This window comes from Caproiciproducens sp. NJN-50 (genome assembly GCF_004103755.1).
Classification (GTDB): domain Bacteria; phylum Bacillota; class Clostridia; order Oscillospirales; family Acutalibacteraceae; genus Caproicibacter.
Genome location: NZ_CP035283.1, coordinates 3,030,287 through 3,056,084 on the forward strand (window position 1 = coordinate 3,030,287; position 25,798 = coordinate 3,056,084).

Below are 25,798 nucleotides of genomic sequence, written 5' to 3' on the forward strand. Positions count from 1 at the left end.
TGATCCCTCGGATTGGCACAAATTGTCTCAGGGACGAAGCCCTTATTGTCATCAGATTTTCAGATCGGCTTTGACCGCCTCAATCAGGGCGGACTGCGTGCGGCCCTTGGCGGAAAGCGCCCTGCATATGCGGCCGTCGATGGTGCCCTTGGTGACGATGTGCTGCACCACAACGGTGTCCGCCGTCTGCCCCTGCCGCCAGAGCCGGGCGTTGGTCTGCTGGTAAAGCTCCAAGCTCCATGTCAGCCCAAACCAGATGATGGTGGAGCCGCCCGACTGCAGGTTCAGCCCGTGCCCGGCGGACGCGGGGTGCACCAGCGCTACGGGAAGCTCGCCGGCGTTCCATCTGCGGATGCTCTCCGGGGTGTCGAGAGGCGAAAACGGGATGTGAAGCTTTCGCAGGCGCTCGGAGATTCCGGCAAAGTCGTGTTTAAACCAGTAGGCCACCAGCACCGGTTTGCCGTTCGCCGCCTCGATCAAATCCTCCAGCGCGTCCAGCTTGCGGCCGTGGATATGAATCGTGCCGCCGGCGTCGTCATAGACCGCGCCGTTTGCCATCTGCGAGAGCTTGTTTGACAGCGCCGCGGCGTTGGCGGCGGTGATCTCGCCGTCCGGGAGCCGAAGCACCAGATCTTTTTTCAAATCGTTGTACCGCGCCCGTTCTTCCTCGGAAAGCCGCACCTCATATTCGCTGCTGATAAGCTCCGGCATCCGCAGATGGTCGGCGGACTTCATGCTGATGGTGATGTCCGCGATTCTGCGGTAGATCGCTTCCTCCGCGCCGGGCAGCGGCTTGTAGGTGAACACCACCTGCCCGCTGCGCTTGTCAGGAAGGAAATAGTCCGTTCGGTACTGCCCGATGAAGCGGCCGAGGCGCTGTCCCATATCCAACAGCCGGTATTCGGCCCACAGATCCATCAGTCCGTTTGCGGACGGGGTGCCGGTCAGGCCGATGATGCGGCGGACGCGCGGGCGGATCTTCATCAGCGCCCGGAAGCGTTTTGTCCGGTGGCTTTTGAAGGACGACAGCTCGTCGACCACCACGGTGTCGAAGTCAAAGGGGACGCCGCTCTCCTCAATGAGCCACTGGACGTTTTCCCGGTTGATCATGCAGATGTCCGCCCGCCGCAAAAGCGCCGCCCTGCGCTCGGCCTCGGTGCCCACCGCCACGGAGCAGGTCAAAAGCGACAGGTGATCCCATTTCTGAATCTCGGCGGGCCATGTGTCGCGGGCCACGCGGAGAGGCGCGATTACCAGAATACGGTGAGCCTCGAAGCTGTCAAACAGCAGGTTATTCAGGGCGGTCAGCGTGATGCTCGTTTTGCCGAGGCCCATATCCAGCAGGACCGCCGCGACGGGGTGATCCTCGATGTAACGGACGGCATAGGTCTGGTAGCTATGGGGTTCGTATTTCATCCAGAATTCCTCCAATCTGCTCTGGCCGGTCCAGCACGAAAACCCGAAAGCCCAGCCGCCGCAGCGTCCGGTGTCTGGCTTCCTGCAGGGGGCGCGGCGCCCTGCCCGGAGCCTTGACCTCCACAAAGGCCATGCGTCCGCCCGGCAGCAGCACAAGGCGGTCGGGCATTCCGCTCATGCCGGGAGAGACGAATTTTAAGGCCAGACCGCCCGCCTGCTTTGCCATCAGGGTAAGTTTTTGCTCGATTTCCTTTTCTCTCACGGCCGTTTTCCCCTCTCAAGTGACCTCGGCGCATGTCATTTACCAAACTCTTTCTTACGAGATTTTTTATGTGCCTAAGAAAAGTTTTGGAAGAGACCTTCGTCGAGGTCACTTGATTATCTTGTTTACTGCAAAAAGCGCTCGAAATCTCCGTCGTCCGTTTTGAGACGGAGCCCGGCAAAAAAGCGCCGGCCGTCCCGGACAATCCGCTCAAAGCCGGCCTTTTCCAGTGCGAAATAAAAATCCGCGGTGCTGCGGACATATTCGTTTGTGTCGATGCTGTAATTGCGGTACGCCTGATACAAAGCGCCGGAGCTTTCGCGGAAACCGGCGGCAAGCTCGCACCGGTCCTCCAGAAAATGACCGAACCAGTCGTTCTGCGCCCGGTACTCGTCAATGGCTTTTTGCACGCATGCCGGCACGGGGAGCTTGTAATCCAGCGCGATCACCTTTCGGGCACCCTCGATGATCCACGCCAGAATGCTCTCGCCGGCATTGTTGTAGAGATATTCGCCGTAGTTCTTGATGTCGTTTTTTCCTTCTATCTTTGCGCCAAACGGAATCACGATCAGCCTGCGCCAGATTCCGTCGTCGGAGGCGCTGACCTTCGGCAGGTGGTTGGTGTAGAGAACCAGCGTATGGCAGGGCGTGAAGCTGAACGGGTCCTTGTACTTTTTCTCGGCGAACACATCGTCGGTGGAGCAGAGCTGCTTGACGGTGGAGTCGTTGAGCCGGGCGCCCTCCTGCATTTCGGCGGCGATGAGCAGGCGCTTGCCCTTGACCTCGGCCAGCTCCGGCTTGATGTTGCGGCGGCAGCCCACCGTCAGCGTGTCGGCGGAGATGTTGCCGCTGTACAGACCCAGCACGCGGGAAACCGCGTTCCAGAAGGTGGACTTGCCGTTGCGCCCGCAGCCGTAGGCGATGATGAGCGCTTCCACATAGACCTTGCCGACGGCGGCAAGCCCGCAGATCATCTGCACATAGTCGATGAGTTCGCGGTCTTTGCAGAAGATGAGGCCTAAGCTGTCCTGCCAGAGCAGCCCGCCTTTCCTGCCGGGCGAAACGGAGGTGATTTTGGTGATAAAGTCGGACGGCGCGTGCTCCCGCGCGCCGTCGAGACCTTTGCGCAGATCGTAGGTGGCTTCGGGCGTGCAGAGAAGAAAGCAGTCCGCATCCAGATCCCGCGGGGAAATCTCCAGCATCGGACGCGCCTCTTTGAGCGCCGCGGTGATGTTCTTGGAATCGCGGCGGCGGATCGCATAGGACTGGTAGGCTTTCGCCGCGAGATATTCATCGTAGGCCTCGGACTGCGCGTCGTTGAACAGCGCTTCCGCCTTGGCTTTGGAGGTCGTGTCGAGAATGCCCTGCGCCCCGCATCCGGTCAGCTTTTTGGCGGCGGCCAGCAGATCCCGGGTCGCCTCCTCCAGCTGGCGGCGGGTCAGCTCGTGGGCCACTGCCTGCGCGCCCGGCTCGGTTTCCTTCCAGTAGTGCTCCGTGTACCGGATAAAGTGTGTCGCCGGCGAATAGCGCAGCTCACCGGAAAAGTGCTTTGCCAGCACCTCGGCCTGCCCGACGTCGGAAAAATCACCGGGCTTGTATGAGACATCGCTGTTATACACCTCGGGCGGCACATAACAGTCCTGACGCTGAATTTTGGCGTAAAACCGCTGGGCGCTGTGCCAGATGGTCGAAAGCTCGGCGTCCGGAAGCGGCGGCGCGCATTTTGCGGCTTCCTCCAGAAAGCATTGATACGCCTCATCGCCGTCGCCGTATTTTTTGATAACCCTGCCGGCAAATCGGGACAGGGTGGCGTTGCGGCTGCCCTCCGGAATAACCGGGCTGACTCCGCTGCCGCCGGGAAGATCCGCGTCAAAGTCGTCGTCCTCCAGAAATTCGGTCAGATTCATCCTGCCGGGGAAGAGTTCCACCTCGGCGCGGGATGTGCCGAAAAAGAAGCGCGCCGCGTCCAGCGCCCTGGTGTCGAAATACGGAAAGACGGCGCTTACCAGCTTCTTCATGTCGCTGTAAGCGGCCGCGTCGGTGATGCGCGTAATCGGGAAAAGGATATGAAACTTCGGCCGGGCGGGCTTCCCGTTTTTCTCGCGCATGTGGCAGCGGCTGTAATGGACCGCGAAGCCGACATCCGGAAACGCGGCGGCGACATCGGCCGGGCGAACCCAATCGGCCGGGTTTTCGGAGTGGTCGTTGTCGCAGTCCACGGGCAGGCAGTCCGCGCCGAGAAAATTGTCTCCGCTTCGGTAGCTGTTTTTGTACTCGGCGCAGACGTAGTCGCGGCAGACCGCCGCCCGCAGGCTTTCCTCGTCCGTGACTTCGGTTTTGTGGGGATAGGAGCAGTTGCCGGGGTTGCCGACAATGTCGGCGCTGTACAGTGTAAACATCAGTCGTGCACCTCCTTCGCACCGTCCTCCAATACCTTGGTGATGAACTTCAGCGCCGTGATGATGGTTTCCAGCTCACAGTCGCCGCCGAGCGTGACTTCAAAGCCTCCGTTTCCGCAGCGGCCCAGCGGGCGCACCCGAATATCCGTGCCGCCCTCGTCCGAAATGCGGAAATAGGTGCGGCTTCCGTGCCCGGCGTCGCCGCCCTGATAGCCGTTGGTGCCGGCCTCAGCCTCGAGAACGTTGGCGCTGACAATTTCGCGCGTATAAGTAAGAATCTCTGTGCCGCCGATGCGGCGCGTGCCTTCAGTGACTGCAAACATCCTGTACCTCCTCCAAATCTTCCGTGAAGCAGCGCAGGCGGTAATTCTTCCACCTGGCGCGTTTGATTTCCGCTTGCATGCCGGCTGTGATATTGCCGCCGAACACCCACACCTCGGAGCATTTGCTCATTAGGGCGTTTCCGAAGAACAGCCCAAGCTCCCGCTCCCGCGGGTCGGCATCGTTCAAAAACTGCGGAAACAGCAGGTGCGGCGCGATCGGAATAAACCCCTTGTCCACGGCGAAGCGGCAGTAATTTCGCGCGGCCCGGACGTTTCTTTCGACATCTCCCGCATAGGGGGAGCAGATATAGACGATGGGCCGAAATGCCCGGAGCGCGCGCTCCTCCTGTTCAATCAGCGACAGGGCTTCGCAGGCGGTGGGGTCCGGGTAGCCTTCGCTGTTGCGTTTGCCGATGCTCATGGCAGACCTCCTTTCCAAGCGGATACACGCCGCCCGCTTCTATTACCCACTGGAGGCGGCGGCCCGCTTTTGACGAACCCTCTCAGTCTTTTTTATAAAAATCCGTCTCGTACCCGTCGGCGCGGAGCAGCAGACCCTTTGCCCATGGCGGCGTTCTGCCCATCTGTTCGCAGACGGCCTGCAGAGACATGCCCGGTTCGGCTTCGATGACCACTTCATCGTGAATGTGCATGACGATGGCGCAGCGGCGCAGTGTTCGCATGGCATAGCAGAGAATATCGCGCGCGGTGGCCTGCACAATGTTTTCCACAAATTTAGGGCCGTAGGAATCGAGGCGCTCCCATTTCTTCGTGCCACCGACGCCTTCATAGGTGACGCACTGCCCGCCGAACCGGTTTTGACCGATGCGCGGCTTTACATAGGCAAGCCGCCGGCCGGAAGGCAGCGTGACAAAAAGCATTCCGCTCCGGCAGGAGAACACAATGCCGTGGGTGCTGTTGGCATGTTTATTGCGGACGGCCTCAATCGCCGCACGATCCACATCCCACCAGAGCTTTACGATATTCGGATTGGACTGCCGCCACGCGTCGACCAGCAAAGGAAGCTCGTCTTCGGCAAGGCCCATGTCGAGAGCGCCCATGGCTTTGAGCGCGCCGACCGAGCCGCCGTACCCGAGCGCCAGCTCCGCAATTTTCCCTTTTTGCCGCAGATGCCCGTTGACGCCGTGTTTTTCGACCGGCACCTTAAACATCTGAGAGGCGGAGGCGCAGTAGATGTCGCCGCCCTTTGCAAAAACCGCCTGCCGCCACTGCTCGCCGGCAAGCCACGCGATCACGCGGGCTTCGATGGCGCTGAAGTCCGCGACGATGAATTTTGCGCCCGCCCGCGGCACGAATGCCGTGCGGATCAGCTGGGAGAGCGTATCCGGGACATCTTCGTAGAGCATTTCGACACCGTCATAATCTCCGCGGCGCACCAGCGCGCGGGCCTGCTCCAGGTCGGGAAGATGGTTCTGCGGCAGGTTTTGCATTTGAATGATCCGGCCGGCCCAGCGCCCGGTTCGGCTGGCGCCGTAAAACTGGAACATGCCGCGGGCGCGTCCGTCGGCGCAGACGGCGGTCTCCATCGCCTGATATTTCCGCACCGAGGATTTGGCAAGCTGCTGTCGGAGGGAGAGCGCGTCGCCGAGGGGTTCCGGTGCGGTTTTCATCAGTTCTGCGACGGCCTTTTTGCCGAGGGTGTCCGTTTCCAGCCCGTTTTCCGCAAGCCACCGCTTCATCTGCTGAACCGAATTCGGATTGTCCAGCTCCGTCAGCTTCTTCATGGCTGCGGTAAGCTGCCGGCGGGAGCGTGCGTCCATCGCGATGGCCTGCCTGACCAGCGTCAGATCCAGCGCGGCGCCCTGGTCGTTGATTTCCTGATCCAGCTGATACTCCTCCCAGACGCTTTCGGGCACCGGGAACTTGGAAAGCCGCTCCTGAACGGACATCTCCGTTTCCACATCGCGGGCATTGTACCGCTTGAAGGCGGCCCACTTGTCCGGTGCATGCGCGGGACGGTTGCGGGTGCGGCCGGCATTGGTTTTTGTCGGTGCGCAGGGCCGGCAGAAATATTTGATGAGTTCCCTGCCCTCGGTGAGCTTCTGCTTTTCCAGCCCCAGCACCGCGCCTACACCCTCCAGCGACAGCGGCAGGCCCATGGCCGCCGCCCAAACCATGGAACAGCGCCACTGGGCGGGGTCGAGATAGGCACCGACGGGCAGCCCGAGGAACCGGGAGAGGCAGACGCGCTCGAAATTTGCGTTGAATGCCCATTTGACAACGGCCTCGTCGGTAAGAGCCGCGGCAGTTTCAGGCGGGAGTTTCTCCCCGCAGGCGAGGTCGACAACCCGAACCGGGCCGCCGTCCGCACTGCAGCCGAACAGGAGAATCTCAAAATCGGGGGATTCCGCGTATTTGTAAACGCCGCATTTGGAAAGCGGCGCGCTGCTGTAGGTTTCAATATCAATCGAAAGAGTTTTCATGGAATTGTCCTTTCATGGAGAAAGGGCGGCAGAGAACGAGTCCCCGCCGCCCTGTGCTTACTCCGTTTTTGTGGAAGTTCCCTCGGCTTTCTTGCGTTTGCGGCGCTTTTCCTTGAATTCTCTCACGGCGCAGATGATAATCCCCACAAGATTTCCGATTAAGTAGCCGACGGTGGCGCCGAAGCACACGGAAAGCATCATGCTTTGAATATCAGACATGTCCGCCTCCTCCTTAATTCAGAAAATCTTCATCGTCATCGGACGCGAAGTCGTTTTCGGCGCTGGTCTTGCCGCCGAGAGGTTCGCCGTTACGTATTTTCTGCAGATTGTTCAAACCACAGGCTATACCCTTATTACCATTTGCAGAGAAAGCATACAGGCTGATGCTGGCGCGGCCGTACACACCGGAGTACACCTCGGAGCGGGTGAGCACTGGATTCAGGTCGGCGTCCACAATGCCGGGAGCCGTCGTGGAGTTGGCGTTGATAAAGTAGGCGTTGGCATAGGCGGGGTCGTCGGGGCGTTCCGCGTCGCCGTCGCGAAGCGGGTTCTTGATGGAGGCCAGCGGCGGTACGGTCTTGCCGTTTCCTCTGAGCTTGGACTCGCCCTCGCGGTAGGCCGCTTCGATGGCCGCCTTAAGCTTGGCGACGGTTCTGGTGTCGGACTTGGGGATGATCAGGCTGACGCTGTATTTCGGCGTGCCGCCGTTAATGGACTTGGGCTCCCAGACGTTGGCGTAGCTCCAGCGGGTATCGGGGCCGGTGATCACTTTCATGGGATTGCTGACTTTGTTAGACATAGGATTGTCCTCCTTCATTTTCGTTAAAATCGGCTTCCGCCGTTGACATGGCCGGGCGTTTGTCGCTCTCCGGCACGAGCGTGGGTTTGCCCTGGGGCTTTTCGATGTAAGGGCTCAAAAGTTCGCCAAAGCGGGATTTCCCGAGCAGCTTCTGCATGGCGGTGACGCCGAGCACCCTGCGCTCATAGGGGTCGAAGCCCGCGCGCTCGACCACATCGGCGACCACTGCATCGTTGATATACCTCCGATTGGAGCGGCCTTCGACCAGTTTCCAGCCGGCCCACTTCCTGCCGCTGACGGCCTGCCGCAGGGCGTATTCCCTGATGTCCGACGCCCACGAAACGAGCTCGTCCGCTTTGGAAAGAATGTCCTCGATGTCCTCGTCCGTGAGGAGAGGCGGCAGCTTGAACTCGTACTGCGCCAGCGCAAGATTGGCCTCGGCCCGGGCGCGGCAGTTGGCCTTTGCCTTACAAAAGCCGCACCATTCTCCGCAGAGATAATTGCCGTCGCCGGCAAAGGCAAGCTCGGCGGTGGGCTTCAGGACTTCGTCGGCCCATCGGTACAGGGCGTCTTTGGAGATTTCCCAGGTGCTGACGTTGTCCCGGCGCGGCTGGTAAATGGTCATGCCGACCGTTTCGATGTCGTAGATGCCGTCGAAAAGCTCCAGCGCGCCGAGCGCGTAGCACTGCATCTGCGGATTTTCCTCAGCGCTGACCAGAACGCCGAGGCCGTGCTTGTAGTCGATGACCCGCAGGGTGCCGTCCGCGATAATGATGCAGTCGGCCGTTCCGAAGCCGCCTTCCACCCAGCGGGAGAAATCGACGCGCTGTTCAATGAGCACCACCGGATCGGCGCAGATCTGTTTGGCGGCTTCCGCCTGTTCGAGCACATAAGCGGCGTAGCCGGCGGCGCAGTCGTTCATTTCCTCGTTGTACCAGGTCAGGTTGTCGGTTGGGTCCTCGGCGGGAAGCCCCAGCGCCCTGCGGAGCTTGTATTCGCACAGCGCGTGGGCGTCGGTGCCTTCGGCGGCGTAGTCGCTGCCTTTATCCGCATAACTTTCGCAAAGCCGCGCGGACGGCGGGCAGTGGAGCCAGCGGTCGGCGCTGGATGCGGAGAGAATCGCGTGTCCTTTAGGTGGCATCTCGTCGTCGCAAGCTTCATTTCGCTCGCTTCCGTGAAAACACGAAAGCTCGTTCATTCCGCTGCTCCTCCTCTCCCCAAAGAATCTGCGGATTCTTCGGGGGCCCCGATACCCTCCGCATCCGCAAGCAGTTCCCCGTACCGGCCGGGGTCTACCTTGGAAAGCCTGTCGGCGCCGTACTTCTGAAGCAGTGAGCGAATCTCGGCGGTGTGGCCCGCACGGGATTTGTCCGCGAGCACGGCTCTTACTTCCTCCAGCGTCAGTGCCGGTTCTGTCGCGGGTGTTTCTTCGGCCGGCTCTTTTGCGCCGAACGCCTCGGCCAGCCAGTTCGCCGCGTCGTTAATAGCGGCAGCGGCGTTCCGCAATTCTTCGATGGTGGCAGCCATATCGCCCATTTTGCTCATCTGCTTTTCCTCCTTCCGCGGATTGACTCTGATCGGCAAGTATCGTGAGTTTTCTTGCCATGCGTTTGGACACGGCGCTGATTGCGGTCAGGACTTCAATGAGTTCTCTGTCCGCAGCGCGGGCCCGGATGTCGGCTTCGTACACCTTGTTCACCTCCCCGGAAGGAGCGGTTGTCGTTTTTGCTCTTTCCACTACCCACTGGAGATGGGAAGGGCGTTTTGACGAAGCAGGGAAAAACAATTTGAAAAATCTCCGACCGCTTTGGGGGCGGCCGGAGATACAGGGCTAAAACAGGTCGGGGTATTCGCACTGCAGAAGCTCCTTTGCCTTTTTGAGGCGGGAGAGAAACGTAGTGCGCGGGATGCCGATTTTATCGGCAATCTCTGTGTCGGACAGCCCCGCCATGCGCAGGTTGCCGATGCGGCGGGCCTCCGGCATAATTTCAGCGAGACGCTGAAAGAGCATGTCCAGCATGATTTGGTCGGTCACGACGTCTTCGATGCCGGCGGCTGAATCGGCAAGCTTGTCCAGCATGGAGAGCTCATCGCCATCGCTGTTTTGATAGGTACGGTCAATGGAAAGGGTATCGCCCGGGGCGTGGAATTCGCAGTCGAGGCAGTCGCCGTCGCACATCCAGTGCTTGCTTCTTGGGCACATGCACTGATGATGTGCTTGTGCGCGTTTTCTGGTTGCCCAGATATCACGGTAGTAGGCATAGTACTGTGCTTTGGTGACTTCGGCCCACTGCTTTTCATGGGGCAGGTAGATTTTGAAGACGCGGGGTTGACTTTGGTTTGCTTGGTTTTTCATTGTTTGTCCTTTCCGCCTGATGAGCGGTGGGCGGAGGACAAAACAGAGCCTGTGCACTGTCGGCACACAGACCCTTTGCCTGAATAAGGCGCAACAAGGAAAGGGTACCGACATTGCCATTCACCGCCGTAAGCGGTGAACAGGACAATATTTGTATCCTCGGCCCTTATTGCAAATCAGGCTTTGAATTTATTTGACCGGGAGCCTAAGACGGCTCGTCCGTTTTGCCGGAGGGTTGTTCCTCTTGGCATAATTTATTGTACTTGGACAAGCGGCGCCGCACACGGACATGAAATGTCCGTTCAGATACCCTGCAGGTACAAAAAAAGCCCGCGCGAAACAAGATGTTCGCACGGACAGGCACGCCGGTTATTGAAAACAGGCATAAAAATACCCGGACACAAAATGTCCGGGCTGGCTGATAATTTTTATTTTTCTTTTGTCAGCGGAGCAAGATTTACCCCTCGTAGGATGTCATTGCATTCGAATATTGTTTTTGTATAGCAGGCTTCCAGCAAAAAGTGATAGGTCATAAATTTGGGACCACTGCCCAACGAATAGGCCGAGCGGCTGATCAACGCTTGGCTGATGACAGGAGGAAGCTGCAGGGCGATGCAGATTGCCACGATGGTTTCTATAGTGGTTTCATATTCCTCGTTGTTCCGCATTCGGCTTATGGTCTTTGGATCCAGAGAACAAGCTTCGGCAAGCGCTTCGACTGTTTTGCCGCGCCATTTCATAAGAGCTGTCAGCGCACCTGAAAAACTGCCCGGCAGATTTTGCAAAACATCCGAAAGTTCTTTTGCGTAAGCCTGAAGCATTTTTGCGCGGCCGTCTACCGTGTCATTTTCCGGCGAAGTGTTATAATGGGCTTCGAAGACGATATCAGACGTGGAGTCCCGGTACAGGACACACTCGGTAAAATACTGCTTTCCGTAGCTGTTGGAGGATTTCTGGATGGTTAGGTCAAAGACAAGGCAGCACTCGTCGGCATGGTGCCTTGCGTAGTCGGTAAGGCCGGCCGTGCCGTCCTCATCGTATTCTATGTATTTGGGATGGTTGATGCAGAAGTGGGAATCGGCAAAAATATAGCGGCCGCTTTGTATCTTTTCGCGCAGGTCCTGATTGACCGTGCTTTCGACAAGGGCATCACGCTCGCCAATGGAAAAGGTCTGGTTGCGTTTCAAAGCGTCCCGCTTGAAAGCGTGTGGTTTCACATAGTGCCCGTCAATGTAAGTGAAAGCTCCAAGAGCCTCTTCATAACCGAGGTCTGCCATCCTGATTTTGGCGGCCAGACGCGAAACGCAAAAAAACGTCGCCATTTCGTCGATAACCGGCTGAATAATATCGACGAGCTCGTCCGTCCGGAGAATATTCTTATATTTGCGGATCAGCTCAGCCGCTTTGATTTTGGCCTGCCTGTACGGCATCTGGATTCGCGGGGCGAGGGCGTTTGCCTGCCACTCCATCCAGTCGGTGGCCGTCCTGGTTTTGCCGTCCTTGATTCCGCCGACCACCTGGCATTTTATCTGAGCCGCATTCTCGTTGTAAAGCCGCTCCAGTTCGAAGGCTTTCCGGTGTTTATCCCAATGGACGCACTCGTGCACGATGGTATTGTTGACCGAGCCGACATTCCGCAGGAAGAAGGACTCGGGATCGACGAAGATCGTACCTTTGTTCACATGAGTCCTTTTAAACGACGAGTCGGATTTATCGTAATACTCGGCGTCGCAGTCCGCAAAAAAGATCTGACCGAAGGTGGAGCAGTCCGCGGAAGCGCTTTTCATCTGGATGGAAAGGCCCATGCGCTGCGCCAATATGCCGGGATCCACAAACATAGGCCGGGACAGGGCTTCTTTATAATTCCTCTCGAGGAAGTCCCGGGCGACATCTTCAAGCTGGTCGCTTCTGATAAGGGGAACCAGAGAATCGGACATCGGATTGCAGTATTTTCTGCGGCTGTCGTATGGCTCGATGGAAGAGATGGAAAAATCATCGAGGCTGTTCGCCAGATCGCCGGAGCAGGAAATTTTGAACCACTGCGTTTTGTCGTCGTATCGGTCGGTGTGCCTGTCCGTTTCGGATATTTCAAACTCTGCTTCCAGAATAACATCGAAGGCAATCTTCATGCCGGGCAGATTTTCCACATAAACGCATTTGACGTTGATATCCGACAACTCCGCACGGTCGATCGTATGCACCAGTCTGGAGGAGACATCGAGGTTCTGACAGTTCTGTTCCAACCAATTAGACACAGAGCCGTACAGCTCGTTATAGAAACGGTCCGCAACGTACTCTTTAAACGAACGATCCTGTGCCATGCCCGATCCCTCCGTATTCTCTTATGATTGATGCATATGATGTTCCCTTCTGAAATGACTTTGCACGCTCGGAAGATATATCCAACGAAATTATATCATAGACCGTGTGACAAGTTCAAGATTTCTCGTCAAAAAATCATGTGTACGTGAAGAAAAAGGTTGAATTTAGGCATATAATCATGGTATACTGTTATGCGAAACGACTTTATGCTTTCAGGGGTGATGAGAGTGGCCATTAGCTATAAGAAACTATGGAAACTTCTAATTGACAAAGATATGAAGAAAAAGGACCTGCAGAAAGCTGCTGGAATCAGTTCCGCGTCGGTTACGAAGCTTGGCAAAAATGAGAATGTGAATACGGAGATATTACAGAAAATTTGCTTGGCGCTGGAATGCGATATTAGCGATATTATGGAGATGGTTCCGGATGAACTGGAAACGCATCATTAAAGAAGCACCATATTATGTTACAAATTTTATACTATAAGTTGAAAAGAGGATCGGTACATGGCTGGAAATAATACTGCCGACATTGGCTTTGAAAAACAAATATGGGATGCAGCTTGTATTTTACGTGGCAACATTGATGCTTCGGAATACAAACATGTTGTGCTTGGCCTCATCTTCCTGAAATATATATCAGATCGATTTGAGGCAAAGCATAAGGCCCTTGTCGATGAGGGCGAAGGTTTCGAAGAAGACATGGATGAATATGAAGCCGAGAATATTTTCTTCGTTCCACAGGACGCTCGATGGCGCGTTATTGCCGCTGCCGCGCATACGCCGGAAATTGGGACAGTCATCGATAACGCAATGCGCGAAATAGAGAAATATAACAAACGGCTGAAGGATATTTTACCAAAAAATTTTGCTCGACCGGAACTTGATAAACGCCGTCTCGGCGATATTGTTGACCTGTTTACAAACATTAAAATGGTCGATGAAAACAAGGAGAAGGATATTTTAGGCAGGACGTATGAGTACTGCCTTCAGAAATTTGCAGAACAGGAAGGTAAACTTGCTGGAGAGTTCTATACTCCCGCATGTGTTGTCCGCACTTTGGTAGAAGTTCTGCAACCCTTCAATGGCCGCGTATATGATCCCTGCTGTGGTTCTGGTGGAATGTTTGTACAGTCGGCAAAATTTGTTGAGAATCATTCCGGCAACATCAATAACATCTCCGTATATGGGCAGGACTCGAATCCAACTACATGGAAAATGGCACAAATGAACCTTGCTATTCGAGGCATTGATGCAGATCTCGGCGATATTCCAGCAGATACGTTTTTTAATGATCGGCATCCAACTTTAAAGGCAGACTTTGTAATGGCCAACCCTCCCTTTAACCTGTCCGACTGGGGTGGTGATAAGCTAAAAACCGATCAGCGATGGAAGTATGGAACGCCGCCAGCTGGAAACGCAAACTTTGCTTGGATGCAGCACATGATCTGGCATCTTGCGCCTCACGGCCGTATGGGTATGGTTCTGGCAAACGGATCGCTTTCATCCAACAGCAGCGGCGAAGGTGACATTCGTAAACACATCATCGAGGCCGACCTTGTCGACTGCATTGTGGCCATGCCGGGACAACTCTTTTATACGACACAGATTCCTGTGTGCCTTTGGTTCTTAAATAAGCAAAAATCACAACCGGGTAAAACGCTGTTTATTGACGCTCGAAAGATGGGAACGCTGGTTACACGCAAATTGCGGGAACTCACGAATGACGATATTGCTAAAATCGCCGATACATACAAGACATATACCGAAGGAACCCTTGCGGACATCAAAGGTTTTTGTGCTATCGCCACGACAGAAGATATTAAGAAACAAGGATACATTCTCACCCCTGGCCGCTACGTGGGCATAGAAGAACAGAAGGAAGACGATGAACCTTTCGAGGAGAAGATGACGCGGCTGACAGGCGAACTGAGCGAAATGTTCGAGCGTTCCCACGAACTGGAAGACGAAATCCGCAAAAGGTTGGGGGCGATAGGGTATGAAATTTGATTATCGTCCTTTATCAGACTTCACCGAAGTGAAAGGTGGCAAACGGCTTCCTAAAGGTAGCAATTTGATTACGACTCCGAATTCACATCCCTATATAAGAGTTAGGAATTTGGGGACTGATAAGGTTTTGGAATTGACGCCCGATTATGAATACGTTGACGATGAAACGCAAGCTACGATTTCTCGATACATCGTTAACGCCGATGATGTAATTATCTCAATCGTTGGAACTATCGGTTTGGTTGCTAAGGTCGGTAAGACTCTCGACAGAGCGAATCTCACAGAGAACTGTGCAAAAATGGTTAATATCCACGGCATAGACAGGGACTTTTTATATTATTACCTCTTGTCGGAAGATGGGCAAAACGCCATCAAAGCTGCAACTGTAGGGGCGGTACAGGCAAAGCTACCACTTAAGAACATACAGGCTTTGCCGATACCTAATATCTCGCTTGATGAACAAGCGGCCATTGCCGACACGCTCTCTGCTCTTGACAATAAGATTGCAGTAAACAAAAAGATAAATCATCATTTAGAGCAGATAGCGCAGGCTATTTTCAAGTCATGGTTCGTGGACTTCGAGCCATTCGGCGGCATGATGCCTGACGACTGGCGGGAAGTTCCGCTTGGCAAAGTCGTGGAGATAAGTACGAAAACACTCAACCCTCAATCTTGCCCTGATACCATTTTGGAACATTACAGCATCCCTGCTTTCGATGAAACTCGTTTGCCTGTGTTTGAAGCGGCTTCTGGAATCAAGAGTAACAAGTATATCGTAGACAAAGACTGTTTCTTAATTTCCAAACTTAACCCGACCACCAAGCGCATTTGGAGGCCGTATTGCATCAGCAGTCACGCTGTATGCTCGACCGAGTTTATTGTCTATCAGGCAAAGAACCCCGCCTATAAAGACTTTTACTACTCTGTCATTGATAGTCCAGCTTTCACGGATTTTCTGCTGTCGCATGTTACGGGTTCCACGGGCAGTCGGCAACGAGCAGTACCAAGCGAAACGCTTTCGTTTACTATCAGTGTCCCACCGGATTGCATCATCGCGGACTTCTGTGACAAGGTAGCATCTATTTATGCATATTTTGAACAGAACTACCTTGAAATCCGTCGATTACGGCAGATCCGCGACGCCCTTTTACCCCGCCTGATGTCCGGCGAGCTATCCGTTGCCGATTTAAGCCGCTAAATGATGATTTATAATATACAATATTGCGCATAAAAGGAGTTGATACCCGTGCCATTTACCGAGGCCAGTTTTGAAAATGCAGTCATTGAGATTTTTCAGGATCAGTTGGGGTACACACATTATTACGGCCCGGATGTGGCGCGTGACTATACCGATCCAATTTTTGAAGACTACTTGGAGCCATCGTTGAAGCGGATTAACCCTTATATTCCATCTGAAGCAATCGCGGAAGCAATTTTTCATCTCAAAAATTTTGAGGCCGGTTCGCTCGTACAGAAAAACGAAGTGTTTATGGATTATCTGCAGAATGGCATAACCGTAAACTATTTTTCGGGTGGCAAACAGCACTCCGGCATCGTTTATCTGGTTGACTATCAAGATGTCGGTAATAATGCCTTCTGTGTGGTCAATCAATGGACCTATGTCGAAAATGAAGAAAAACGTCCCGATGTTGTTATTTTCGTTAACGGTCTCCCATTGGTTGTGATAGAACTGAAATCGCCTTCACGCGAAGAAACCGGCGTGTCGGAAGCTTATGCTCAACTCCGCAATTATATGCTCGCCATCCCTTCTATGTTCATATACAACGCTTTCTGCGTGATGAGTGATCAAGCTATGTCTAAAGCCGGAACGATCACAGCAGCCGAAGATCGCTATATGGAATGGAAAACGACAGACGGCAACTACGAAAACACACAGTATGCCGCCTTCGATATCTTATTTGAGGGAATGTTCAAGAAGGACCGTTTTCTCGATATCATAAAGAATTTCATCTGTTTTTCCAAAGAAGATGGTTCCGATGCCAAAATTCTTGCGGCCTATCACCAGTACTTCGCTGTAAAGAAAGCCGTTGCCTCTACCGTGAAAGCCTCTGGAATGAACGGCGACGGTCGAGGCGGCGTTTTCTGGCATACGCAGGGCAGTGGAAAATCGCTTTCGATGGTCTTTTACGCAAAACTGCTGCAAGAGACGCTGAACAGTCCAACGCTTGTCGTTATTACGGACCGTAACGATTTGGACGATCAGCTTTTCGGTCAGTTCGCCAGATGCAAGGATTTCCTTCGTCAAACGCCGGTGCAGGCAGACAAAAGGAAACTGTCAGATGACGATAAAAAAGTGAATGAATCCAATACAAAAAATAAAAGGGTCATTATCGGGTTAAAGGATTGGCTTCTTGGCCGTGAAGCAAATGGAATCATTTTCACGACCATGCAGAAGTTCGAGGAAGAGGACGAGCCGCTCTCAACGCGGCACAACATCATTGTGATGGCTGATGAGGCCCACAGAAGTCAGTATGGTTTTGAAGAAAAAGTAAATCCAAAGACCGGTAAAATCTCTATAGGAACTGCACGGATTATTCGCGATGCTCTTCCGAATGCCACATATATTGGCTTCACCGGTACGCCAATCTCCCTCAAAGATCGTAGCACTACGGAAGTTTTCGGTAATTACATAGATATCTATGATATGACGCAGTCTGTCGAAGATGGTGCCACGAGACCTGTTTATTATGAAAGCCGAGTCATTAATCTAAAACTTGATGAAGCCACCTTGCGCATGATTGATAAGGAATACGACGCACTGGCGGCCCATGCCGATGAATATGCCATCGAAAAGAGCAAGCATGAGCTCAGTCGTATGGAAAGCATTCTCGGCGCTCCTCAAACCATTGATGCGCTCTGCACAGATATTATTGCTCACTACGAAGACAGCAGACAGTATGTGCTGACGGGAAAGGCCATGATCGTTGCCTACTCCCGAGAAATTGCCATGAAAATTTACCGGAAGATACTCGAAATGCGTCCAACATGGCAAGAAAAAGTCGGTGTCGTCATGACTTCCGGAAATAAAGACCCGGAGGACTGGAAAGAAATCATTGGCAACAAACAGCATAAGGAAGAGTTGGCCCGAAAATTCAAAGACAATGACAGTCCGATGAAAATTGCTATCGTTGTTGATATGTGGCTCACAGGCTTTGATGTTCCATCCTTGGCGACCATGTATATATATAAGCCAATGGCTGGACACAATCTTATGCAAGCCATCGCACGAGTAAACAGGGTTTTCCGCGATAAGGAAGGCGGCCTGATCGTTGATTACGTCGGCATTGCCTCCGCTCTAAAACAGGCGATGAATGACTACACCGTCCGTGATAAGAAGAACTACGGCGATATGGATATTGCCAAGACGGCGCTGGTAAAGTTTGAAGAGAAGCTCATCGTCTGCCGCGAGCTTTTATATGGATTTGACTATACAGGATTCATGACCACAAGCAGCGATCTGACCAGAGCCAAACTGATTAGCCGCGGTGCGGATTTCCTCACTGGTCCTGCAAAAGAAGAAAAACGGAATAATTTTATACGCGAAGGTTTAATGTTACATCAGGCTTTTTCGTTGTGCAAGAGTATGGTCGATGAAAAGAGCCGGCTTGAAACAGCATATCTTGAGGCCGTGCGTACTATGCTTACACGTGTTGGAGGAAAGGGCAGACTCTCATTCAAGGATATCAACGAGCGAATCAATGAACTTCTCAAACAAAGTGTTAAGAGTGAGGGGGTTATTAACCTATTCTCTGATGTCAATGAGGAATTCAATCTATTTGATCCGAAATATCTTGAAGAAATAGCACGGATGAAAGAAAAGAACCTTGCCGTCGAATTGCTAAAGAAATTAATTGCCGAGCAGGTATCTGTTTATCGACGTACGAACCTTGTAAAATCTGAAAAATTTTCTGATATGCTAAGCCGAATCATGAAAGCGTACCTGAACGGTATGCTTACGAATGAAGAAGTTATTAACGAGCTTATAAAGATGGCTGCCGATATGACAAAGGCTCACGATGAAGGTGAAAAACTTGGTCTTTCCGAAGAAGAGCTTGCTTTTTATGATGCCTTAACAAAACCTGCAGCTGTTAAAGATTTCTATCAAAACGCAGAACTTATTGCAATCACAAAGGAACTAACCGATTCCTTGCGAAAGAATCGAACGATAGATTGGCAGAAGAAAGAGTCTGCCCGTGCCGGGATGCGCAGGATGGTGAAACGTCTGTTAAAGAAACACCACTATCCTCCGGAAGGTCTGGAAGATGCCATAACGACGGTTATCGGCCAGTGTGAAATGTGGACGGATAATGCGGGTACAATTTAAGGGGGGACTCGGTATGGATGCTATCAAAGGCAATATGTTCGCAATATTAAACGGATACAAGCAGTTCATCATACCTGTATATCAGAGAATTTATAGTTGGGAGCGGGAACAATGCCAGCGCCTGTGGCAAGATATTGTTGCAATGCAAAAAGAAAACAAGGTGGGCCATTTTGTGGGTTCCATTGTCAATATTGCAGAACAAGCCATGCCCACCGGTGTCCAGAAATTCATGATCATTGACGGGCAGCAGCGCATGACTACACTGACATTGCTTCTTATTGCTCTTCGGGACTATGCGGACGAACACCAGGAAGATCAGACCATCAATGCTCCAATGATAACCAGCATGTGCCTGAAGAATGACTTCCAGTCGGGTTATGATCGGTACAAGATGCTTTTGACCGAAGCCGACCGCGATGCGCTCATAAATTTAATTGAGAAGAAGCCGACCCCAAATGAGAAGCCGTCCCGCATCATCGAAAATTACAATTTCTTCGTTGAAAAAGTCGCATCCGAAGAATTGAAACCTGCTGCTATATATGAATCAATCGGTAAATTGCAGATCGTGAACATCACACTTGACAGACAGGTTGATGATCCACAGGCAATATTTGAAAGTTTAAATTCAACAGGAATGGATTTGTCCGAGTCTGACCTGATTAGAAACTATATTCTTATGGGACTGGACAATGATGAACAAATTTATGTATATGAAAACATCTGGAGACCTACGGAGCTGCTCTTTGATTATGAAAGACAATCGGCTCTTATGGATCGCTTCTTCCGTGATTACCTGACGATGAAGCTCGGCCGCATACCAAAAGTCAATCATGTATATGAGGAATTCAAGCAGTATCACTTGAATTGTGAATTTGGTTCCGTGCGAGATCTCTGTCAAGATATATATACATTTGCCAAATATTATACGGATATGTGTTTCTGCAGGAGCAGTGAACCGGCCCTCAAAGCCTGCTACTCCGAGATTCAGGCCTTACGGAGTGAAGTCGTTTATCCTTTCTTGCTGCGAGTCCATCATGACCAGGAAAAAGGGCTTATTACGCTTGATGAGCTCATAGAGATTATCAGAATGTGTATCAATTATGTCCTAAGGCGTGCAGTTTGTAATATTCCGACTAATTCCATGAACAAGACATTTGCTACCCTTAAAAACTTTATAAAAACAGGTGACTATTTGAATTCTATTAAGGCTGCATTTGTACTTATGGAATCGTATAAAGAATTCCCGACCGATGAGAAGTTTGTCGCCACTCTGACTACACGCGATGTCTATAATATGCGCATTAGAAATTATATTCTGGGAAAACTGGAAAACTTTCAGAATAAAGCACCTATTACTATTGAAAATTATACCATCGAGCACATCATGCCACAGAATCTGAATCTCTCCCCCGAATGGATTTCTGATTTAGGGCATGATTGGCGTGAGGTACAAAAAACGTACCTACACACGCTGGGCAACCTCACATTGACAGCATACAATTCGGAAATGAGCGATTCCTCTTTCACTGATAAGCTCAATATGGAAGGCGGATTTAAGCAGAGCGCATTAAGGATCAACAGCTATGTGGTTTTGCAGGACACATGGAATGCTAAAAAGATTCAGGAACGTGCTAAAGAGCTCGGAACAAAAGCTTTGCAAATTTGGTCTTATCCATCGATCACAGATGAAGGCATCGCCCCTTATAAGAAGAAAACCGAAGTGGCAAAGTCCGAATACACACTTGATAGTTATGAACATCTGAATTCATATACCCGGATGTTGTTTGAAAAGCTGGATCTCCGGATTATTAATCTGTCCCCGGACGTCCATAAGGAATTCAAAAAGTTGTATGTTGCTTATAAACTGGACACAAACTTTGTTGATGTCGTAATTCAGAAAGAGCGGTTACGCCTATCAGTGAATATGCCATTCGGAGATGTTATCGATCCAAAAGGCATATGCAAGGATGTAAGCGAACTTGGACGTTGGGGAAATGGCGATGTCGAGTTGTTCCTTGATTCGCTGAGCCAACTCGATGATGTGATGTCGATTATCGATCAATCATATCATGTTCAGGCCGATTGATTTTTTAACGATTACCAATTTGGGCAAGTCAGGTATTATGCCTCGTATTAGTGTGATAATTGATGGACTTGCTACCCAACATAAATAGAATCGAAAAATACCCTTGAAATATTCCATCGTACGGAAAAACGTACAAAAAAGCCGTTGACCTATTCCCTTGCACGGAAAAATTGCTAAACACAGACCCGACATTAATCTCATGACCTCGTTGCATTTTATACACGGAAAAACATCAATCTCGTTCACTCAACTTCTGACCATGGACTTATTCCCGTGTATACACAAAACGTAAAATACAGCGGCGACTTATTTTCTTGTCCTAAAATTTGGTAAAATACATATAGGACATTAAGCTCATGACCTCGTTGCAGCCTGAGCGGCAGTGAGGCCATCCGCGATTCTATTTCTCCCGACGCGCGCGTGCTGGCGGAGTTTACTTACGGCGAGCCGGCTTATCTGAAAGACCAGAGAAACGCGTTCCGGCGGATGTTCACGACGAAGCTGGCTTGGATGCCCATAAGCATCCTCCTGCTTGTGATCCCCTGTATTTTTCTTTTCTACGCAATTTCCAGTGGACGGATCGTCCTGGTTCTTCTGGCCATCGCGGTTATGATCCTTCTAAACTTTCATTATATCCGGATTTTCTCCCCTCTCATCGACCGGCATATCCGGCGCGACGCGAAGGAACTTCTGCCGTACTTCCCGGACGGCCGTTTCAAGGTCTATCTGGATCAGGCCCGGAAGCAGGTTGTTCTGGCAGGCTCCATCTACTGCATGTCCTTTGCATTCCCGGAAATCAAGGCTGTCCGCAAAATTCCCGGCGGGGCGGCGTGTTATCTGAATCAGAACCTGGTCTTCACCTTTCCTTTCGCGGGAGACGTTTCTGAAATTCAGTCCATTCTCAACAAATAGCAGAAAGGAAGGACACGGCTTGAAAAATGTCAGCCTTCTGATCAAACCCGCTTCCAGCCTGTGCAACCTGTGCTGCCGCTACTGTTTTTACGACGATGTCTCCGGAAACCGTTCGGTCAAAAGCATGGGGCTCATGACCAGCGAAACAGCGGAAAAGCTGATCCGTTCCGCCTGCGAGGCCGTGGAGCCGGGCGGGACAATCTCTTTTGCCTTTCAGGGCGGAGAACCCACTTTGGCCGGTCTCGATTTTTACAGAAACTTTCTTGAAATTGAAAGCAGATACGAGCGGCCGGGCATTCGGGTCAGCCGCGCGATCCAGACCAACGGCGTGGTCCTCGATGAAGAGTGGGCGTCGTTTCTCCGGGAACATCAGTTTCTGGTCGGCCTCTCCGCGGACGGTACGAAGGACCTCAACGATCTTTACCGAAAGGACCGGGAAGGAAAAGGGACCTGGAACCGGATTACAAGCGTTCTGCATCTGCTGCAAAAAAACCGGGTGGAGGTCAATCTGCTCTGTGTCGTGACGGGCCAGTGCGCGCGCAGCCCGCAAAAAGTCTACCATACGCTGAAAAAACTCGGCGTGCAGTACCTGCAGTTTATCCCGTGCCTCGATCCTCTGAAGGGACAGCGCGGCGAAGCGCCTTATTCCCTCTCTCCGGACGCTTACGGAAAATTCTTATGCGGTCTTTTTGACGCCTGGTATCTTGACTGGAAAAGCGGCGAATATGTCAGCATCCGGCTCTTCGACGACTATGTCCATCTGATGATGGGCCTGCCCTCCGGTTCCTGCGCCACCTCTGGCAGCTGCGGAAGCTATTTTGTCGTGGAGAGCGACGGCAGCCTGTATCCCTGCGATTTTTACGTTCTGGACGAATGGCGGCTGGGGACGCTGGAAAACGCGTCTTTGCCCGGCGCCGGCGCTTGTGCGCTCGCCCGGAAGTTTCAGGAGGAGGGATTGAAAAAGCCGGATGCCTGCGCCGGGTGCAAATGGTTTCCCATCTGTCTCGGCGGCTGCAAGCGGGACTGGCAGCCGGTCGGCGGCAAGCTGCAAAACTATTACTGCCCGTCTTTCCAAAGATTCTTCGAGTACACCGCTCCGCGGCTGGCTGAGGTCGCCCGCACGGTAGCGCAGACTCCTCCGAACGGATATTGAACAGAAAAAGGGCCCTCCTTTCGTCTTTTTGAAAGGAGGGTCCTTTTTTTCGCAGGGCTTTCAGCCTACCCGGATCAGCCTGGCCGCCTTGTCGACGGCATGTTCAATATAACCGGCTAAAGTCATATCCTGCGCCCCGGCAATCGAACAGTTGCACTTGTTGACGGGGATCAGAATCTTCTGCGCCGTGCTGTTCCCCACGGCCGCCGCCATCGCCGGGGTAATTTCCCCCAAAAGGGAATCCGCGATCAGGATGCCGAGCGGGCCTAAAATTAAATCCGCCCTGGCGCAGTTGACCAGAACCGGGTTCTCTCCGGTAGCGCCCTCGCTGGCCCCCGCTTTCAGCATGGAGGCGGTCGCAATGCTGTTGGTCCCGATCGCAGTCACCGGCTGGTCCGGCAAAATCTGCCGCAGCCGGGCGATCAGCTGTTTTCCAAGGCTGCCGCCCTGTCCGTCGATCACGATGATTTTCATAGCTTTTTCCATTCCTCCGGCTTGCGTTTCCTTGCCGCGTTTCCCTGGGATAAACCGCAATCAGAGTGTGAATCCGCAGTCGGCGTGCCCGTTGGTCCCGTCGTAGGGTTCATCCTTCATGCAGAGATGGACGGAAGCGATCTTGAACGTCTGAGGAAGCGCCAGAATATTCGGGTGATCGCCGACGTACTTCTTTTTGGCGTCGGCAAGAGCCTCTTCAAAAGTGGCGCGGGTTTTCAGGCCCATTCCCCTCGCAATGCCGGGCTGTTCCGCTCCCACAAGGTAGATGGCGGAGGTGTTCTGTTCGGCAATGTCGCCGCAGCTCATCATCGAGAACCCGTGGAACGGGTGGAATGCGTTGCAGTAGCGGTACTTGCGAATATATTCCTCGTTGGTCGCAAAATACTCGCCGTAACGGTTCATGTCGGCCAGCGTGTTCATATGGTCGTGCTGGAACATTTTGTACAGTTCCGGCAGGTACGGCCAAAGCTCCTCGTGGAAATACCCGTTGCAGATGGAGGAGCAGATCATGACGCAGTGGTCGCTCATGATGCGTTTGAAGCGAAGCACCTGCGCCGACAGCGCCTGCATCAGCATGATCGGATTCGTGCCCATGCCGTCGCCGTAGTGGAACTTCTGAGGCATGCCGAACACCAGCACGTCGTACTTTTTTTCCGCCCAGTTGACATAGGTGCGCTTGTCCGCCGTTTTCCAGGAAACCGGCTGCATTTCCTTCGCGTAGCCGCTGTTGATCTCGATCTGGCGGGATTTGGAATCCAGCACCGCGTCGCAGCAGAAAAATTTCTTGCCCATGCATTTTTCCATGTGCATGCCGATTTCATTGAACTTGGTGCGCATCAGCGAATGGCCGCTGACCGGGCAGAAATCCGCGCGGTGCATGACCTCCGGCACATGGTGGGAGGCGATGCTGCGCCAGTGGGTGATGCCGGTCGCACAGTGCTTGTACCCACCGGAATAGCCGCCGTAGGGATTGCTCTGCGTGTGCCCGATCAAAATGGCGACGTCGGAGTCATAGACGTATTTGTTCATCAGAACGGGATCGCCGCGGTCCGTCGTGCCCAAATTGACCATATGGTCGTAATCCTCGCTGTCGTGATTGACGATCTGGTGGGTATACCAGAACTGATGGAAAATTTCAGGCCCCAGCACGTTGTAGATTTCCTGCTGTGTATTTTTGCGGTGCAGGCCGTTCGAGCAGATCAGAAGGATGTCTTTCTTTTCCACTCCCGCCTTGTACAGCTCATCCAGAATGATCGGGATGCAGACTTTGCGGTGCGCGGTCGGCTGCTCGCCGCCCTTGACGTTGTCAGGGAAAATGATGGTCACCCTGGACCCCTTGTGCGCCAGCTCGGAAAGCGGCTCCATCCCGATCGGGTGAAGAATGGATTCTCTTGTCGCCTCCACCAGCTTGTCCTCCGGAATATAAGGCGGATCCGGCACCGTTACCCCGGGAATAAATACATCCGTGTCGTCCGGCAGATTTGCCGGCATGAGCCCCTGCCCATATTCAAAATCGAGTTTCATACATTTTCTCCTTCCTTATTACCAGCAAGATATTTTTCCACGATTTTTTTCAGATCTTCGGTGAAAAATCCGATTTCACCGGAAAAACGGGTCAGCGCGACAAGCCCGCCGTCAACGCTGTCGATGCCGCCGATCATCTCGGCGTTTTCTTCCTTCAGGCCGCCGCCGTACACGACGGGAATTTCAAATCCAAACCGTTCCCCAACAATCTCCTTAATCATCGACGAGACGTAGGAGATATACTCTTTCCCGGGAGGCGTCTTTCCCGGGCCGATCGCCCAGATCGGCTCGTAGCCGATTGCGATCTTCCGCTCCGGAAGATACTCCGTAACGCCCTTCAGGCCGCGGGCCAGTTGAGCGGACAAAACGGCCTTCACCCTGTTTTGCTGCTGTTCCATGCTGCCTTCGCCGCGTTCCTCGGCGGTTTCCCCCATGCAGAGCAGCACGTTCATTCCCTGCTCCAGCGCGGAAAGGACTTCGCGGTTAATCAATCCGTCCACCGCCGCGGCACACCGTTCGCGGAGCGGCGCGTCCTGATTCCAGTCCGGCTGAAAGGCCCCGATAATTTCCTGCTTGTCGCGCCGCTCCTCGGAGTGCCCGACGATCGACCATCGGCAGCCCATCTGCCAGGCGCTGGCCGCCGGCATATTGCTTGTGAAAGCCCCGAAATTTTTGCCCTTTTTAATATTGTCGCGAAATACGCTCTGGCAGCCGACCGAGAGCCGGCCCCTCTGCTCCGCCGGAAAACCGCCGATTGCTTTTTGCGCCGGCAGAATCAGGGCTTCCGGAACAAAGTAAACGACGTTTACGTCCGGAAACAGCCCGATGCCGAGATTCACGCTGTCCTTCATGACCTCTTCGATCCATTCCCCCGGCTGTTCCGAGGGACAGACGCCGCCCTTTTCCCTGGGCACGTCAAACCGTTTTAAATTGATAAAAATATTTTTCATCCG

22 protein-coding genes are annotated in these 25,798 nt (G+C 53.0%); 7 read left to right on the forward strand and 15 right to left on the reverse strand.

What is annotated here, in order from left to right; genetic code table 11:
• Nucleotides 1-51: 51 nt before the first annotated feature.
• From EQM14_RS14835 to EQM14_RS14890, 12 genes are all read right to left on the reverse strand, one after another.
• Nucleotides 52-1,416, reverse strand: coding sequence for a DEAD/DEAH box helicase (locus EQM14_RS14835; protein ID WP_128743947.1), 1,365 nt, complete (start codon nt 1,414-1,416; stop codon nt 52-54).
• On the reverse strand, nt 1,397-1,678 hold the full coding sequence (locus EQM14_RS14840) for a VRR-NUC domain-containing protein (protein ID WP_128743948.1): 282 nt from the start codon (nt 1,676-1,678) through the stop codon (nt 1,397-1,399). Before EQM14_RS14840 ends, EQM14_RS14835 begins: the two co-directional genes overlap by 20 nt.
• Before the next feature lie 125 nt (nt 1,679-1,803).
• Nucleotides 1,804-4,077 (reverse strand): phage/plasmid primase, P4 family, encoded by a 2,274-nt coding sequence (locus EQM14_RS14845; protein ID WP_128743949.1) that lies wholly within the window; start codon nt 4,075-4,077, stop codon nt 1,804-1,806.
• Nucleotides 4,077-4,400: a hypothetical protein gene (locus EQM14_RS14850; RefSeq protein WP_128743950.1), complete on the reverse strand. Its 324-nt coding sequence runs from the start codon at nt 4,398-4,400 to the stop codon at nt 4,077-4,079. Before EQM14_RS14850 ends, EQM14_RS14845 begins: the two co-directional genes overlap by 1 nt.
• On the reverse strand, nt 4,384-4,821 hold the full coding sequence (locus EQM14_RS14855; RefSeq protein ID WP_128743951.1) for a DUF7768 domain-containing protein: 438 nt from the start codon (nt 4,819-4,821) through the stop codon (nt 4,384-4,386). The genes EQM14_RS14850 and EQM14_RS14855 overlap by 17 nt, the downstream gene beginning before the upstream one ends.
• 82 nt (nt 4,822-4,903) lie before the next feature.
• A complete protein-coding gene (locus EQM14_RS14860) occupies nt 4,904-6,844 on the reverse strand; it encodes a DNA polymerase (RefSeq protein WP_128743952.1) in 1,941 nt (646 codons plus the stop codon).
• Between the two features lie 57 nt (nt 6,845-6,901).
• Nucleotides 6,902-7,063, reverse strand: a complete 162-nt coding sequence (locus EQM14_RS16470) for a hypothetical protein (protein WP_164919108.1) — start codon at nt 7,061-7,063, stop codon at nt 6,902-6,904.
• Between the two features lie 13 nt (nt 7,064-7,076).
• Nucleotides 7,077-7,643, reverse strand: a complete 567-nt coding sequence (locus tag EQM14_RS14865) for a DUF2815 family protein (RefSeq protein ID WP_128743953.1) — start codon at nt 7,641-7,643, stop codon at nt 7,077-7,079.
• Nucleotides 7,636-8,784, reverse strand: coding sequence for a DUF2800 domain-containing protein (locus EQM14_RS14870; protein ID WP_128744363.1), 1,149 nt, complete (start codon nt 8,782-8,784; stop codon nt 7,636-7,638). Before EQM14_RS14870 ends, EQM14_RS14865 begins: the two co-directional genes overlap by 8 nt.
• 53 nt (nt 8,785-8,837) lie before the next feature.
• Nucleotides 8,838-9,188 (reverse strand): DNA ligase, encoded by a 351-nt coding sequence (locus EQM14_RS14875; RefSeq protein WP_128743954.1) that lies wholly within the window; start codon nt 9,186-9,188, stop codon nt 8,838-8,840.
• Between the two features lie 286 nt (nt 9,189-9,474).
• Nucleotides 9,475-9,999: an RNA polymerase sigma factor gene (locus tag EQM14_RS14885; RefSeq protein ID WP_128743955.1), complete on the reverse strand. Its 525-nt coding sequence runs from the start codon at nt 9,997-9,999 to the stop codon at nt 9,475-9,477.
• A gap of 428 nt (nt 10,000-10,427) precedes the next feature.
• Entirely contained in the window at nt 10,428-12,320 is a 1,893-nt protein-coding gene (locus EQM14_RS14890; protein ID WP_128743956.1) for a helix-turn-helix domain-containing protein, read from the reverse strand.
• A gap of 228 nt (nt 12,321-12,548) precedes the next feature.
• Here EQM14_RS14890 and EQM14_RS14895 point away from each other — a divergent pair, with 228 nt between their 5' ends.
• From EQM14_RS14895 to EQM14_RS14925, 7 genes are all read left to right on the forward strand, one after another.
• The gene (locus EQM14_RS14895; RefSeq protein WP_128743957.1) at nt 12,549-12,770 is read left to right on the forward strand and encodes a helix-turn-helix domain-containing protein; all 222 of its coding nucleotides are present in this window, start codon (nt 12,549-12,551) and stop codon (nt 12,768-12,770) included.
• A 57-nt stretch (nt 12,771-12,827) separates the two neighbouring features.
• Entirely contained in the window at nt 12,828-14,330 is a 1,503-nt protein-coding gene (locus EQM14_RS14900; protein ID WP_128743958.1) for a type I restriction-modification system subunit M, read from the forward strand.
• The gene (locus EQM14_RS14905) at nt 14,320-15,528 is read left to right on the forward strand and encodes a restriction endonuclease subunit S (RefSeq protein WP_128743959.1); all 1,209 of its coding nucleotides are present in this window, start codon (nt 14,320-14,322) and stop codon (nt 15,526-15,528) included. The genes EQM14_RS14900 and EQM14_RS14905 overlap by 11 nt, the downstream gene beginning before the upstream one ends.
• Before the next feature lie 48 nt (nt 15,529-15,576).
• Nucleotides 15,577-18,675, forward strand: a complete 3,099-nt coding sequence (locus EQM14_RS14910; RefSeq protein ID WP_442861463.1) for a type I restriction endonuclease subunit R — start codon at nt 15,577-15,579, stop codon at nt 18,673-18,675.
• Nucleotides 18,676-18,688: 13 nt separating this feature from the next.
• Nucleotides 18,689-20,761: a DUF262 and DUF1524 domain-containing protein gene (locus tag EQM14_RS14915; protein WP_128743960.1), complete on the forward strand. Its 2,073-nt coding sequence runs from the start codon at nt 18,689-18,691 to the stop codon at nt 20,759-20,761.
• A gap of 420 nt (nt 20,762-21,181) precedes the next feature.
• Entirely contained in the window at nt 21,182-21,673 is a 492-nt protein-coding gene (locus EQM14_RS14920) for a hypothetical protein (protein WP_128743961.1), read from the forward strand.
• A 19-nt stretch (nt 21,674-21,692) separates the two neighbouring features.
• Nucleotides 21,693-22,826 carry an anaerobic sulfatase maturase gene (locus EQM14_RS14925; RefSeq protein WP_128743962.1) on the forward strand — a complete coding sequence of 378 codons (1,134 nt, stop codon included), beginning with the start codon at nt 21,693-21,695 and terminating at the stop codon, nt 22,824-22,826.
• Between the two features lie 60 nt (nt 22,827-22,886).
• Here EQM14_RS14925 and EQM14_RS14930 read toward each other — a convergent pair whose 3' ends face one another.
• From EQM14_RS14930 to EQM14_RS14940, 3 genes are read right to left on the reverse strand one after another with little or no spacing between them, the layout of a single operon-like run.
• Entirely contained in the window at nt 22,887-23,300 is a 414-nt protein-coding gene (locus EQM14_RS14930; RefSeq protein WP_128744366.1) for a DUF3842 family protein, read from the reverse strand.
• A gap of 60 nt (nt 23,301-23,360) precedes the next feature.
• Nucleotides 23,361-24,845 carry a lactate racemase domain-containing protein gene (locus tag EQM14_RS14935; protein WP_128743963.1) on the reverse strand — a complete coding sequence of 495 codons (1,485 nt, stop codon included), beginning with the start codon at nt 24,843-24,845 and terminating at the stop codon, nt 23,361-23,363.
• Nucleotides 24,842-25,795, reverse strand: coding sequence for a triose-phosphate isomerase family protein (locus EQM14_RS14940; RefSeq protein ID WP_128743964.1), 954 nt, complete (start codon nt 25,793-25,795; stop codon nt 24,842-24,844). The genes EQM14_RS14935 and EQM14_RS14940 overlap by 4 nt, the downstream gene beginning before the upstream one ends.
• Nucleotides 25,796-25,798 lie beyond the last annotated feature (3 nt).

What these genes read in the sequence shown, in the direction of transcription:
- EQM14_RS14875 (WP_128743954.1), bottom strand. Translation starts at nt 9,188, where the DNA reads ATGAGCAAAATGGGCGATATGGCTGCCACCATCGAAGAATTGCGGAAC.
- EQM14_RS14905 (WP_128743959.1), top strand. Translation starts at nt 14,320, where the DNA reads ATGAAATTTGATTATCGTCCTTTATCAGACTTCACCGAAGTGAAAGGT.
- EQM14_RS14930 (WP_128744366.1), bottom strand. Translation starts at nt 23,300, where the DNA reads ATGAAAATCATCGTGATCGACGGACAGGGCGGCAGCCTTGGAAAACAG.
- EQM14_RS14900 (WP_128743958.1), top strand. Translation starts at nt 12,828, where the DNA reads ATGGCTGGAAATAATACTGCCGACATTGGCTTTGAAAAACAAATATGG.
- EQM14_RS14860 (WP_128743952.1), bottom strand. Translation starts at nt 6,844, where the DNA reads ATGAAAACTCTTTCGATTGATATTGAAACCTACAGCAGCGCGCCGCTT.
- EQM14_RS16470 (WP_164919108.1), bottom strand. Translation starts at nt 7,063, where the DNA reads ATGTCTGATATTCAAAGCATGATGCTTTCCGTGTGCTTCGGCGCCACC.
- EQM14_RS14850 (WP_128743950.1), bottom strand. Translation starts at nt 4,400, where the DNA reads ATGTTTGCAGTCACTGAAGGCACGCGCCGCATCGGCGGCACAGAGATT.
- EQM14_RS14835 (WP_128743947.1), bottom strand. Translation starts at nt 1,416, where the DNA reads ATGAAATACGAACCCCATAGCTACCAGACCTATGCCGTCCGTTACATC.
- EQM14_RS14855 (WP_128743951.1), bottom strand. Translation starts at nt 4,821, where the DNA reads ATGAGCATCGGCAAACGCAACAGCGAAGGCTACCCGGACCCCACCGCC.
- EQM14_RS14885 (WP_128743955.1), bottom strand. Translation starts at nt 9,999, where the DNA reads ATGAAAAACCAAGCAAACCAAAGTCAACCCCGCGTCTTCAAAATCTAC.
- EQM14_RS14870 (WP_128744363.1), bottom strand. Translation starts at nt 8,784, where the DNA reads ATGCCACCTAAAGGACACGCGATTCTCTCCGCATCCAGCGCCGACCGC.
- EQM14_RS14890 (WP_128743956.1), bottom strand. Translation starts at nt 12,320, where the DNA reads ATGGCACAGGATCGTTCGTTTAAAGAGTACGTTGCGGACCGTTTCTAT.
- EQM14_RS14940 (WP_128743964.1), bottom strand. Translation starts at nt 25,795, where the DNA reads ATGAAAAATATTTTTATCAATTTAAAACGGTTTGACGTGCCCAGGGAA.
- EQM14_RS14935 (WP_128743963.1), bottom strand. Translation starts at nt 24,845, where the DNA reads ATGAAACTCGATTTTGAATATGGGCAGGGGCTCATGCCGGCAAATCTG.
- EQM14_RS14845 (WP_128743949.1), bottom strand. Translation starts at nt 4,077, where the DNA reads ATGTTTACACTGTACAGCGCCGACATTGTCGGCAACCCCGGCAACTGC.
- EQM14_RS14915 (WP_128743960.1), top strand. Translation starts at nt 18,689, where the DNA reads ATGGATGCTATCAAAGGCAATATGTTCGCAATATTAAACGGATACAAG.
- EQM14_RS14865 (WP_128743953.1), bottom strand. Translation starts at nt 7,643, where the DNA reads ATGTCTAACAAAGTCAGCAATCCCATGAAAGTGATCACCGGCCCCGAT.